Genomic DNA, 12,485 nt, shown 5'->3' on the forward strand with positions numbered 1-12,485 from the left:
CGCTCGCGCAATCAGTCGAACTGGCGGAAATCCGGCTTACGCTTTTCGAAGAACGCCTTGAAGGCTTCGCGCGCCTCGGGGGCGAGCAGCATCTTGCCGAAGTGCAGCGCTTCGTCCGTCATCTGCGTCTGCAATTCCTGGTGGCTGGCGCGCTTCATCAGGCTCTTGGTGACGCGCAGCGACGAAGCCGGCAACGCCGCCAGCCTGGCTGCCTGCGCCGCGGCAAACGCCTCGACCTCGGCGGCCGGCAGTACGCGATTCACGAAACCCATGCGCAGCGCCTCGGCGGCGTCGAATGCTTCGCCGAGCAACAGCTTTTCCGCCGCCGCCTGATAACCTGCCACGCGTTGCAACAGCAGGCTCGACGCCGCCTCCGGGCAGAGACCGAGCTGCGTGAACGGCAACGAAAAGCTGGCGGTGTCGGCAACGTACACCAGGTCGCAATGCAGCAACAGCGTCGTGCCGATGCCGACCGCCGGACCCCCGACCGACGCCACCACCGGCTTCTCCGCCGAACTGATCGCGCGCAGAAACTGGAAGACCGGCGCGTCTTCGCCCATCGGCGGCGATTTCATGAAGTCTTCGAGATCGTTGCCCGCGCTGAAAATGCCGGCGCTGCCGCGAATCAGGATGGCGCGGATCGACGCGTCGCCCTGCGCTTCGACCAGCGCGTCGGCCATCGACTGATACATCGCGGCCGTGATCGCGTTTTTCTTGTCGGCGCGGTTGAAGGCGATTGTCAGCACGCCGTCCGCGCGCTCGACCAGAATGTCCATTGTCATCTCCTCGTACTCCTGCTGAATGTAAAAACGGTTCGCGAGCCACGTGGCCGGCGAACCGTTTCTGCGATTCCTACGCGCTCGCCGCGGCCGAAACTGCCGCGAGCGCCGTCGAAACCGTGGCGAACACGATTACAGACGCTCGATGATGCCCGCCGCGCCCATGCCGGTGCCGACGCACATCGTCACCATGCCGTACTTGTAGTTACGGCGACGCAGGCCGTGCACCACCGTCGACGCACGAATCGCGCCCGTTGCGCCCAGCGGGTGGCCGAGTGCGATCGCGCCGCCAAGCGGGTTGATCTTCGACGGATCGAGACCGAGGTCCTGAATCACGGCGAGCGACTGCGCGGCGAATGCCTCGTTCAGCTCGATCCAGTCCATGTCTTCGATCTTCAGACCGGCCGCCTTCAACGCAGCCGGAATCGCTTCCTTCGGACCGATGCCCATGATTTCCGGCGGCACGCCGCGCACGGCGAAGCTGACGAAGCGTGCGAGCGGCGTCAGGTTGAATTCCTTGAGCATCTTCTCCGACACGACGATCAGCGCACCCGCGCCGTCCGATGTCTGCGAGCTGTTGCCCGCCGTCACCGAACCCTTGTTGGCGAACACGGTGCGCAGCTTCGCGAGACCTTCCATCGACGTATCACCGCGCGGACCTTCGTCCAGCGATACTTCGCGCGTCCTGACCTTCACTTCGCCGGTGGCGAGATCGGGGAAGCGTTCGGTGATCGTGTAGGCGGCGATTTCGTCGTTGAATTCGCCGGCCTGCTGCGCGGCGATCGCACGGCGGTGCGATTCCACCGAGAACGCGTCCTGCGCTTCGCGGCTGATCTTCCAGCGCTCGGCGACCTTCTCGGCCGTCAGGCCCATACCGTAAGCGATGCCGATGTCTTCATTGCGATCGAAGATATGCGGCGACATGGACGGCTTGTTGCCCATCATCGGCACCATGCTCATCGATTCGCAACCGGCGGCGATCATCGCGTCCGATTCACCGACGCGAATGCGGTCGGCCGCCATGGCGAGCGCCGTGAGACCGGACGCGCAGAAGCGGTTCACGGTCACACCGCCCACCGTATTCGGCAGACCGGCCAGCAACGCGCCCATGCGCGCCACGTTCAGACCTTGCTCGGCTTCCGGGATCGCGCAGCCGACGATGGCGTCTTCGATCACCTTGGTGTCGAGGCCGGGCACTTGCGCCACGGCCGAGCGGATCGCGTGCACCAGCAACTCATCCGGGCGCGTGTTCTTGAACATGCCGCGCGGCGCCTTGCCGATCGGCGTACGGCTCGCGGCGACGATGTATGCGTCTTGCAATTGCTTTGACATTTGGAGTTCCCCTATCCGCGTCGCTTAGTTGCGCACCGGCTTGCCGGTTTGCAGCATGCCCATGATCCGTTCCTGCGTCTTTTGCGTGCCGAGCAGATCGACGAACGCACGACGCTCGAGCTTCAGCAGCCATTCTTCGTCCACCAGGCTGCCCGCTTCGACGTCACCGCCGCACACGGCTTCGGCGATGCGGCTCGCGATCAGGAAATCGTGCTCGCTGATGAAGCGGCCGTCGCGCATGTTGACGAGCGACGCCTTGATGGTCGCGATGGCCGAGCGTCCCGCCACCGGCACCTGCGTGACACGCAGCGGCGGACGATAGCCCGCGGCCGACAATGCGCGCGCTTCTTTCTTCGCGACGTCGAGCAGTTCGAACACATTGAACACGATCGTGTCCGACGGCTTCAGATAACCCATCGCGCGGGCGTCCAGCGCGGAGGCCGAGACCTTCGCCATGGCCGCGTTTTCGAACGACTTCTGCACGAACTTCAGCAGGTCGCTGGTAGCGCCGACCTGCGTGGCGGCTTCCGCCGCGCGCAGTGCCGCTTCCTTCAGACCGCCGCCCGCCGGCACGAGACCCACGCCGACTTCGACCAGACCGATATAGCTCTCGATGTGCGCGACGCGCTTCGCGCTATGCAGCGCGAGTTCGCAACCGCCGCCGAGCGCGATGCCCGAGACCGCCGAGATGACCGGCACGCTGGCGTACTTCACGCGCAACATGCCTTGCTGGAACTTCTGCACGAACGGCTCGATGCCCTTCGCGCCGCCCATCATGAAGGCCGGCATGGCTTCTTCGAGGTTCGCGCCTGCCGAGAACGGGCCGCCCGGCGTGCCGAGCTTCAGCGACGTGGGCTGCCACACCACCAGACCCTTGTATTCCTTCTCGGCGAGTTCGATCGCCTGCGTCAGGCCGTCGATTACCGACGGTCCGATCGTGTTCATCTTGCTCTTGAACGAGACGATCAGAACGTCGTTCTCGCCAGCGCGGTCGTCCACCCACGCGCGAACCGCATCGGTTTCGAACAGCGTCTTGCCGTAGGTTTTCGGATCAGCCGAGGTTTCGCCGACCAGCGGCGCGCGGAACACCTGCTTGTCGTAGACCGACAGCGACGAGCGCGGCACGAACGTTTTCGAAGCCGGCGACCACGAACCGTCGTTCGTGTGCACGCCGCCCTTCTCGGCGACCGGGCCTTCCAGCACCCACGAAGGCAGCGGCACGCTGGAGAGCGCCTTGCCCGCCGCGATGTCTTCCTGCACCCATTCGGCGACCTGCTTCCAGCCGGCCGTCTGCCAGCCTTCGAACGGACCTTCGTTCCAGCCGAAGCCCCAACGGATCGCGAGATCGACGTCGCGCGCGTTGTCGGCGATCGATTCCAGATGCACGCCGATGTAGTGATACACGTCGCGGAAAATCGACCACAGGAACTGCGCCTGCGGATGCTGCGATTCGCGCAACAGCTTCAGACGCTCCGCCGGCGGACGCTTCAGGATGCGGCCGACCAGTTCGTCCGCCTTTGCGCCGCCGTCCACGTACTCGCCCGTCTTCGGGTCGAGCACCTTGATCGCCTTGCCTTCTTTCTTATAGAAGCCGCCGCCGGTCTTCTGACCGAGCGCGCCCTTCTTCACCAGTTCGGCCAGCACGGCCGGCGTTTCGTAGACCGGGAAGAACGGATCGTCGGGCAGCGTGTCCTGCATCGTCTTGATGACGTGCGCCATGGTGTCGAGACCGACCACGTCAGCGGTACGGAACGTCGCCGACTTGGCGCGGCCCAGACGCGAGCCCGTCAGATCGTCCACTTCGTCGAAACGCAGGCCGAATTTCGCGGCTTCGGTAATGACGGCGAGGATCGAGAAAATACCCACGCGATTGGCGATGAAGTTCGGCGTGTCTTTGGCACGCACGACACCCTTGCCGACCACGCTGGTCAGGAACGATTCGAGCTGATCGAGGATTTCCGGACGCGTGGTCGCGGTCGGAATCAACTCGACGAGATGCATGTAACGCGGCGGGTTGAAGAAGTGCACGCCGCAGAAGCGCGCCTTCAGTTCGTCCGAGAAACCGTTCGACAGTTCGGTAATCGACAGGCCCGACGTGTTGGTCGCGAAGATCGCGTTCGGCGCGATGTGCGGCGCGACTTTCTTGTACAGGTCGTGCTTCCAGTCCATGCGTTCGGCGATCGCTTCGATCACGAGGTCGCATTCGGCGAGCTTGGCGATGTCGTCGTCGTAGTTGGCGGGCTGGATGTACTGCGCGTCGTCCTTCACGCCGAACGGCGCCGGCGACAGCTTCTTCAGGTTCTCGATCGCCTTCAGGGCGATGGCGTTCTTCGGGCCTTCCTTGGCAGGCAGGTCGAACAGCAGCACGGGCACCTTGGCGTTGATCAGGTGCGCGGCGATCTGCGCGCCCATCACGCCGGCGCCGAGCACGGCTACCTTGCGAATGATCAGATTGCTCACGTCGTTCCTCCGGGGGAGTTATGCGGTGTCGCGAATGTCTCTTGTGTGTCGCGATGATGGTCTGACGGAGCGCCGCGCCCTGTGTCGAATCGCGCGGCGCCCGTCGTGACGGGGCGGCTTAGAACAGCGCTTCGTCGACTTCCATCATCGACTTGGAACCGGCGCGCGCCTGACGGATGGTCATGGCGGTTTCCGGCAACAGCTTGGCGAAGTAGAAACGCGCGGTGGCGAGCTTCGCCTTGTAGAACGGGTCGCCCGACGCTTCGTTGTCGAGTGCGATGCGCGCCATGCGCGCCCAGAAGTACGAGAACACCAGATGGCCGACGGTACGCAGATACGGCACGGCGGCAGCGCCGACTTCGTCCGGGTTCTGCATGGCCTTCATGCCGATTTCCATCGTCAGCTTCTGCACCTTTTCACCGATGTCGGCGAGCGGGTTGATGAACTCCTGCATTTCCGGCTTCACGCCTTCGGCTTCGACGAACTCCGACACCAGCTTTCCGAACTTCTTCATCTTGGCGCCCATGTCGCCGAGAATCTTGCGGCCCAGCAGGTCCAGCGCCTGAATCGCGTTGGTGCCTTCGTAGATCATGTTGATGCGTGCGTCGCGCACATACTGCTCCATGCCCCACTCGGCGATGAAGCCGTGGCCGCCGTAGATCTGCATGGCGTGGTTGGTGCTCTCGAACGCGTTGTCCGACAGGAACGCCTTCAGAATCGGCGTGAGCAGCGCGACCAGATCGGCGGCTTCCTTGCGCACCGATTCGTCGGCGTGCGAGAGTTCCTTGTCGATATGCAGCGCGGACCAGTACGAGAAAGCGCGCGCGCCTTCCGCATAAGCCTTTTGCGTGAGCAGCATGCGGCGCACGTCCGGATGGACGATGATCGGGTCGGCGGCCTTTTCCGGCGCTTTCGGGCCCGTCAGCGAACGCATTTGCAGACGCTCTTTCGCGTACACCAGCGAGTTCTGGTAGCCGACTTCCGTCAGACCCAGACTTTGCATGCCCACGCCCAGACGCGCGGCGTTCATCATCACGAACATGGCGTTCAAGCCCTTGTTCGGTTCGCCGACCAGCCAGCCCGTCGCGTTGTCGAGATTGATGACGCAGGTAGCGTTGCCGTGAATGCCCATCTTGTGTTCGATGGAACCGCACTTCACGCCGTTACGCTCGCCCGGCTCGCCCGCTTCGTTCGGGATGAACTTCGGCACGATGAACAGCGAAATGCCCTTGGTGCCCTTGGGCGCATCCGGCAGACGCGCGAGAACCAGGTGAACGATGTTCTCCGAGAGATCGTGTTCGCCGCTGGAGATGAAAATCTTGGTGCCGCTAATCGCGTACGAACCGTCGCTGTTCGGTTCGGCCTTGCTGCGCAGGATGCCGAGGTCGGTGCCGCAATGCGGCTCGGTCAGGCACATGGTGCCCGTCCACACGCCGGCCACCAGCTTCGGCAGATAGCGCTGCTGCAGTTCCGGCGTGCCGTGCGCGTGCAGACATTCGTACGCGCCGTGCGACAGGCCGGGATACATCGTCCACGCCTGATTCGCAGAGTTGAGCATTTCGTACAGCGCGTTGTTGACGAATGCGGGCAAGCCCTGACCGCCATATTCCGGGTCGCAGCCGAGCGCCGGCCAGCCGGCTTCCACGTACTGCTTGTAGGCTTCCTTGAAACCCTTCGGCGTGGTCACGACGCCGTCGCCGACGTACGTGCAGCCTTCCTGGTCGCCGCTGTGATTGAGCGGGAACAGCACTTCGGAGCAGAACTTGCCGGCCTCTTCGAGCACGGCGTTGATCGTGTCCGCGTCGAGATCCGCGTGCTTCGGCATCTGCTTGATTTCGGCTTCGACGTTAAGCAGCTCGTGCAACACGAATTGCATGTCGCGCAGCGGCGCGGCGTACTGTCCCATGACTCTCTCTCCCAAGTTTGACAAGGAGCCAGGCTGCTAGCTGAGTCCGTGGATCGGATCTTTAGGCGCCGCTGGAATGGATGAAATCCGGCGGCCCCGCTAACGGCTTTCGCTCTGATACGAAACAATCAATTTTTCCAGCGCGGCCCACGTCAGGCGCACTGCATCCGGCAAGTGCAGGAAGCGTGCGTCGTGATGCAGACCGAGCGTGAAGCTGTACAGTTCGAACAGCATCAGCTGCGGATCGGTGTCGGCTCGCAGATGCCCTTCTTCCATTGCCTGCGAAATTGCGCGCGTGAGCGCCGCACGCCAGATCGTCACGCTCGACACCAGTTGCTCGCGCACCGGGTTATCGCCACGATCGTCGTATTCGACGGCGCCGCTGATATAGATGCATCCCGTGGTGACTTCCTGAATGCGTTTCTCGATCCAGCGGGAAATCATCGCGCGCAAGCGCGGCAAGCCGCGGGGCTCGCGCAAACTCGGGAAAAACACCTCTTCTTCAAACCGGCGGTGATATTCGCGCACGACTTCGACCTGCAAATCTTCGCGCGACCCGAAATGCGCGAACACACCGCTTTTGCTCATTTGCATGCGCTCGGCCAGCAGCCCAATCGTCAGACCTTCCAGTCCGTCGCGGCTTGCCAGATCGAGTGCTGCATCGAGAATCGCGGCTCGCGTTTGTTCGCCTTTTCGCATAGCTTTTTACCGTTCTAATGTGACCGAAAGAAAATCGAACGGCCGTACTATTATTGAGTGCTGCCGTCCGCGAAACAAGGACTTTATTAGAAACCGGTTTCTAACCGAGTTTCAATTCTGCGACATCCTGCAATCAGACGAAGTGGATTTTTTTAGAGGCATTTGCCTTCTCTTTTGTCTTCATCCTGGCGTCGCGTCCTTGCGCGTATCAGAGAGGAAAGGAGCGCCTAGTCATAACCGCCTACTGTCAGCAGTTTCATGACCGCGCGGTACGTGTTGTAGGCCAGCCAGTTCACCAGCCGCTCGCCGGCCGGACGAGCTTCGTAGCGCGCTTCGTCGATCCGGCGCGAGTCTTTGAAGGCGGCGATGATGGCTTCGCGCAGGGCGTCGATCGCGGCGTCGTTGACCAGCACCACGTTGGCTTCGTTGTTGAGCATGAGGCTCAGCGCGTCGAGATTAGACGAACCAACGGTTCCCCAATTCGAATCCACCACGGCCACTTTGCCGTGCAGCAGGGTTTTCTCGTACTCGGCGATCTGCACGCCGGCCTTCAGCAAGGAACGGTACAGAAACGGCACGGCGTAATCCAGCGCCGCGAACTCCTTGCGTCCGATGATGAGTTTCACCTCGACGCCACGCCGCGCCGCCAGCACCAGCGCCCGCCGCAGCTTGCGGCCCGGCATGAAATACGGATTGGCGAGCAGCACCTCACGTCGCGCCTGGCCGATTGCCGTCAGATACGCTTTCTCGATCGCACGACGATTGACGAGGTTGTCCCGCGCGACGAACGCGACACACGGCTGGCCGCCGGCCCACAGCGCTTCGTTGCGGCTGCGGCGACGCCGCCGCAAGGTGCCCAGCGACGCGACAGCCTGCGGCCCGAGGTCCGGTCCGAGCGCTTCCAGCGGACGATGTCCGAGGCGAATGCGCCGCCATTGCAACTCGAAGGCCTGACGCACGTCGGCCACGACGGGTCCGCGCAATTCGAGCGCGAAATCCCAGCGCCGGAACGGCAGGCGGTGGCCGTTGTTTTCGTAGTCGTCGACGATGTTGATGCCGCCGCAATAAGCGAACTGGTCGTCCACGACGGCCAGCTTGCGGTGCGTGCGCGAGAAACCGAAGCGTCCGAAAATATGCGGGTTATAGATGCGATGGTCGATGCCGGCGACCGGCCACTCGTTGAACAGATCGAGCCGCGCGGTGCCGATGCCGTCGGTAATCACGCGCACTTTCACGCCGCGCGAGGCGGCGCGCAGCAATGCCGCGCTGACGGTCTGGCCGGCTTCGTCGTTGCAGAAAATGTAGGTTTCGAGAACGACGTCGCGCTGCGCTGCGTCGATGCGCTCGACCAGTGCCGCGAAGAATTCGTCGCCGGAGCGCAAGAGTTTGACTTCGTTGCCGCTCGTGAAACGGTAACGCTGCCAGTAGCGGCGACCGAGAAGCGACTGCCGGAGTCGCGCGAAGCGGCGTGCGCCGCCGATACTCATCGGGAACGCTCCCCGGCGCGACCGGCCTGACGCTTGTCGAGTCGGCGCGGCAATTGCAGAATCGCATCGGCATTCGACGACGAGAAGCAACGCTCGGCCGCCTCTTCGAACGGCAGCCAGACGAACGCCGTGTGCTCGCGCGGCGCGAGAACGACGTCGAGCTGCTCCGGTACGCACAGGCTGAACCAGTGCTCGGTGTTGTGGATCACGCCTTCCGCATAACGATGGCGGAACTCCAGATAGATTTCGTATTCGATCGAGTACTGCCAGTCGAATAGACAATCGGCCGGTACCAGCCTGCCGCCCACGGTGATTCCGGTTTCTTCCGCCACCTCACGCGCCGCGGTTTCGACGAGCGGCTCGTCCAGTTGGTCTTTCGAGCCCGTGACGGATTGCCAGAAGCCCGGATGATCGGCGCGTTCGATCAGCAGCACCTCGAGCGCGGGCGTATGAATGACGACGAGAACGGATTGCGGGATCTTTGGCGGTTTCGGCATGGCGTGGAAACTGGGCGCAACGCTTGGCGCGCTACATGTCGCAAGTGGTCCAGGTGAGCGGTCGAGACCGGTTGCATCGACTGTAACGCAAAAAACGAAAAAGGCGCATGACGCGCCTTTTTCGTTTGCTTGAAACTGCCGATGTTCTGGCAGTTCCGATCTTGCCGCTCGATACCGGGACCGTTATGCCTTCGGTTCCGGCGTACGCAGACGGATGTGCAACTCGCGCAACTGGCGCTCGTCGACTTCGCTCGGCGCCTGCGTGAGCAGACACTGCGCGCGTTGCGTCTTCGGGAACGCGATCACGTCGCGGATCGAATCGGCGCCGGCCATCATCGTGACGATGCGGTCCAGACCGAATGCGATACCGCCGTGCGGCGGCGCGCCGTATTGCAGCGCGTCGAGCAGGAAGCCGAACTTGGCCTGCGCTTCTTCGGCATTGATCTTGAGCGCGCGGAACACCTTGCTCTGCACTTCTTCACGGTGGATACGCACCGAGCCGCCGCCGATTTCCCAACCGTTCAGCACCATGTCGTAAGCCTTGGCGAGGCAGCGCGCCGGATCCGTTTCCAGATACTCGAGGTGCTCGTCTTTCGGGCTCGTGAACGGGTGATGCGCGGCGACGTAGCGGTTGTCTTCCTCGTCGTATTCGAACATCGGGAAGTCGATCACCCACAGCGGCTTCCAGCCGGTTTCGACCAGGCCGTTGGCCTTGCCGAATTCCGAATGGCCGATCTTCAGACGCAGCGCGCCCAGGCTGTCGTTCACCACCTTCGCGCGATCCGCTGCGAAGAAAATGATGTCGCCGTCTTGCGCACCGGTGCGCTCGATGATCGCCTTGACCGCTTCGTCGTGCAGGTTCTTGACGATCGGGCTTTGCAGACCGTCACGGCCCTTGGCGACTTCGTTGACCTTGATCCACGCGAGACCCTTTGCGCCATAGATGCGCACGAATTCCGTGTAGCTGTCGATATCGCCACGCGAAAGCTCGCCGCCCTTCGGCACGCGGATCGCGGCAACGCGGCCGTCTTTCGTGTTGGCCGGCGTGCTGAACACCTTGAAGTCGACGTCTTTCACGGCGTCGGTTAGGTCCGTGAATTCGAGCTTCACGCGCAAGTCGGGCTTGTCCGAACCGAAACGGCGCATGGCTTCCGAATACAGCATGACCGGGAATTTTTCGTCCAGCGTGACGCCGATCGTTTCCTTGAAGACGTGACGGATCATCGCTTCGAACAGATCGCGGATTTCCTGTTCCGACAGGAACGAGGTTTCGCAGTCGATCTGCGTGAATTCCGGCTGACGGTCGGCACGCAGGTCTTCGTCGCGGAAGCACTTGACGATCTGGTAGTAGCGATCGAAGTTCGCCACCATCAGCAACTGCTTGAACAGTTGCGGCGACTGCGGCAGTGCGAAGAACTGGCCCGGGTTGGTACGCGACGGCACCAGGTAATCGCGCGCGCCTTCCGGCGTGCTCTTGGTGAGCATCGGCGTTTCGATGTCGATGAAACCGAGCGAGTCCAGATACTTGCGCACTTCGATTGCGACGCGGTAACGCAGACGCAGGTTGTGCTGCATCTGCGGACGGCGCAGGTCGAGCACGCGATGCGTGAGACGCGTGGTTTCCGAGAGGTTGTCGTCGTCGAGCTGGAACGGCGGCGTGATCGACGCGTTCAGCACGATCAGCTCGTGACACAGCACTTCGATCTTGCCGCTCTTGAGCGCGGCGTTCGTGGTGCCTTCCGGACGAGCGCGAACCACGCCCTTGATCTGCAGGCAGAACTCGTTGCGCACGCCTTCGGCGGCCTTGAACATCTCGGCGCGGTCCGGGTCGCACACGACCTGAACGAGGCCTTCGCGATCGCGCAGGTCGATGAAGATGACGCCGCCGTGGTCGCGGCGACGGCTGACCCAGCCGCACAGCGAAACGGGTTGGCCCAACAGTTCTTCGGTCACCAGACCGCAGTATTCAGATCTCATCGACATGATGTTTGTCTTTCGTTTTGCATGGGTTGAACGGCGCGCAGCGGCGAAGCACTGCGCACCGGCATTACAGCGGAGGCTCGACTGTCGTGCGGCGCACCGGCGCCGGCGGCGCGGACGGCGCCACGACGCCCATCGAGACGATGTACTTGAGCGCAGCGTCGACCGTCATGTCGAGTTCGATCACTTCGCTCTTGGGCACCATCAGGAAGAAGCCGGACGTGGGGTTCGGCGTAGTCGGCACATACACGCTGACGTGATCTTCTTTCAGGTGGTTGACCACGTCGCCGCCCGGAATGCCGGTCAGAAACGCAATCGTATAGGAACCGCGACGCGGATATTCGATCAGCAAGGCCTTGCGAAACGCGTTGCCGCTGCTCGACAGCAATGTGTCGGACACCTGCTTGACGCTGGTATAAATCGGGCCGACCACCGGAATGTGGGCAACGACGACTTCCCACCATTTCACGAGCTTCTGCCCGATGAAGTTCTGCGTCAACAGCCCGACGACAAAAATGAACGCCAATGTAAGCACCGCGCCGAGACCCGGCAAGCGGAAGCCGAACACCCGCTCCGGCTGCCACGAACGCGGCAACAGCAACAGCGTCTGGTCCATCGTGCCGATGATCAGGCCGAGCACCCACAGTGTGATGGCCAGAGGCACCAGCACCAGCAGGCCAGTCAGAAACACCGATTTGAGCGTCGTTTTTTTCGTCGTCATGTGTACCGCCAGAAAGCCGCGCGAGGCCGAAAAACGTCGCGCGGCGTGTGCGCCGCCCTAATGGACGGCTGTTCCGCTAGGCGTTGCCGGAACCGCTCGTGCTCGCCGGAGCGGCCGCTGCGGCTGCAGGCGCGGCCGGCGTTGCAACCGCGGCCGTGCCGCTGGCAGGAGCCGAATCGGACTTCGCGGCGTTGCCATTCGAGGTAGCGGCGCTCTCGCCCGCATTGCCATTCGAGGCACCGTTCGCGTCGGGCTTGGCAGGCGCACTCGCGCCGCCGTTGCCGCCGCGGAAATCGGTGACGTACCAGCCGGAGCCCTTCAACTGGAAACCGGCTGCAGTCACCTGCTTGCGAAAACTGTCTTTCCCGCATTCGGGACATTGCGTCAACTGGGGGTCGCTCATCTTCTGAAGCACGTCCTTCCCGAAGCCGCATGATTCGCAACGATAAGCGTAGATCGGCATGATCTTTTCCCTACTGAAATCTTGTAAACGCTTGCAAAGCCTTGAATTATAGCCGCAAACGACACCCCTTCCCCGGATTTTGGGGACGAACGCCCGACGCAGCCGCCGTTCGCATAAATGGGGGCGACCGCTCGCGAATCAAGTGCGGCCGCATGGCGCTC

General features: G+C 62.7%; 10 protein-coding genes. All 10 read right to left on the reverse strand.

The annotated features are described in order from the left end of the window. Positions 1–11 precede the first annotated feature (11 nt). The 10 genes from P3T18_RS08455 to P3T18_RS08500 all read right to left on the reverse strand — a co-directional run bounded on the left by P3T18_RS08455 (position 12) and on the right by P3T18_RS08500 (position 12,324). On the reverse strand, positions 12–782 hold the full coding sequence (locus P3T18_RS08455; protein ID WP_429299466.1) for an enoyl-CoA hydratase: 771 nt from the start codon (positions 780–782) through the stop codon (positions 12–14). A gap of 129 nt (positions 783–911) precedes the next feature. After that, positions 912–2,111 carry an acetyl-CoA C-acyltransferase gene (locus P3T18_RS08460; protein WP_429299467.1) on the reverse strand — a complete coding sequence of 400 codons (1,200 nt, stop codon included), beginning with the start codon at positions 2,109–2,111 and terminating at the stop codon, positions 912–914. Between the two features lie 24 nt (positions 2,112–2,135). After that, positions 2,136–4,571 carry a 3-hydroxyacyl-CoA dehydrogenase/enoyl-CoA hydratase family protein gene (locus P3T18_RS08465; protein ID WP_429299468.1) on the reverse strand — a complete coding sequence of 812 codons (2,436 nt, stop codon included), beginning with the start codon at positions 4,569–4,571 and terminating at the stop codon, positions 2,136–2,138. 118 nt (positions 4,572–4,689) lie between these two features. Beyond that, positions 4,690–6,477: an acyl-CoA dehydrogenase C-terminal domain-containing protein gene (locus tag P3T18_RS08470; RefSeq protein ID WP_429299469.1), complete on the reverse strand. Its 1,788-nt coding sequence runs from the start codon at positions 6,475–6,477 to the stop codon at positions 4,690–4,692. 99 nt (positions 6,478–6,576) lie between these two features. Then, complete coding sequence (locus tag P3T18_RS08475) at positions 6,577–7,176, reverse strand: TetR/AcrR family transcriptional regulator (protein ID WP_429299470.1); 600 nt, start codon at positions 7,174–7,176, stop codon at positions 6,577–6,579. A 227-nt stretch (positions 7,177–7,403) separates the two neighbouring features. Beyond that, the gene (gene clsB, locus P3T18_RS08480; protein ID WP_429299471.1) at positions 7,404–8,663 is read right to left on the reverse strand and encodes a cardiolipin synthase ClsB; all 1,260 of its coding nucleotides are present in this window, start codon (positions 8,661–8,663) and stop codon (positions 7,404–7,406) included. Beyond that, complete coding sequence (nudB, locus tag P3T18_RS08485) at positions 8,660–9,160, reverse strand: dihydroneopterin triphosphate diphosphatase (protein WP_429299472.1); 501 nt, start codon at positions 9,158–9,160, stop codon at positions 8,660–8,662. Before nudB ends, clsB begins: the two co-directional genes overlap by 4 nt. 183 nt (positions 9,161–9,343) lie before the next feature. Beyond that, positions 9,344–11,143 (reverse strand): aspartate--tRNA ligase, encoded by a 1,800-nt coding sequence (gene aspS, locus P3T18_RS08490; protein ID WP_429299473.1) that lies wholly within the window; start codon positions 11,141–11,143, stop codon positions 9,344–9,346. A gap of 64 nt (positions 11,144–11,207) precedes the next feature. Then, the gene (locus P3T18_RS08495) at positions 11,208–11,861 is read right to left on the reverse strand and encodes a DUF502 domain-containing protein (RefSeq protein ID WP_429299474.1); all 654 of its coding nucleotides are present in this window, start codon (positions 11,859–11,861) and stop codon (positions 11,208–11,210) included. Positions 11,862–11,937: 76 nt separating this feature from the next. Beyond that, positions 11,938–12,324, reverse strand: coding sequence for an FmdB family zinc ribbon protein (locus tag P3T18_RS08500; protein ID WP_429299475.1), 387 nt, complete (start codon positions 12,322–12,324; stop codon positions 11,938–11,940). Positions 12,325–12,485: the final 161 nt, after the last annotated feature.

The organism is Paraburkholderia sp. GAS199, assembly GCF_050436585.1.
Classification (GTDB): Bacteria; Pseudomonadota; Gammaproteobacteria; order Burkholderiales; family Burkholderiaceae; genus Paraburkholderia.

Excerpts from the sequence above, each read along its gene's own strand:
- P3T18_RS08455 (WP_429299466.1), bottom strand. The coding sequence starts at position 782 with ATGACAATGGACATTCTGGTCGAGCGCGCGGACGGCGTGCTGACAATC.
- nudB (WP_429299472.1), bottom strand. The coding sequence starts at position 9,160 with ATGCCGAAACCGCCAAAGATCCCGCAATCCGTTCTCGTCGTCATTCAT.
- P3T18_RS08470 (WP_429299469.1), bottom strand. The coding sequence starts at position 6,477 with ATGGGACAGTACGCCGCGCCGCTGCGCGACATGCAATTCGTGTTGCAC.
- clsB (WP_429299471.1), bottom strand. The coding sequence starts at position 8,663 with ATGAGTATCGGCGGCGCACGCCGCTTCGCGCGACTCCGGCAGTCGCTT.
- aspS (WP_429299473.1), bottom strand. The coding sequence starts at position 11,143 with ATGTCGATGAGATCTGAATACTGCGGTCTGGTGACCGAAGAACTGTTG.
- P3T18_RS08495 (WP_429299474.1), bottom strand. The coding sequence starts at position 11,861 with ATGACGACGAAAAAAACGACGCTCAAATCGGTGTTTCTGACTGGCCTG.
- P3T18_RS08475 (WP_429299470.1), bottom strand. The coding sequence starts at position 7,176 with ATGCGAAAAGGCGAACAAACGCGAGCCGCGATTCTCGATGCAGCACTC.
- P3T18_RS08460 (WP_429299467.1), bottom strand. The coding sequence starts at position 2,111 with ATGTCAAAGCAATTGCAAGACGCATACATCGTCGCCGCGAGCCGTACG.
- P3T18_RS08500 (WP_429299475.1), bottom strand. The coding sequence starts at position 12,324 with ATGCCGATCTACGCTTATCGTTGCGAATCATGCGGCTTCGGGAAGGAC.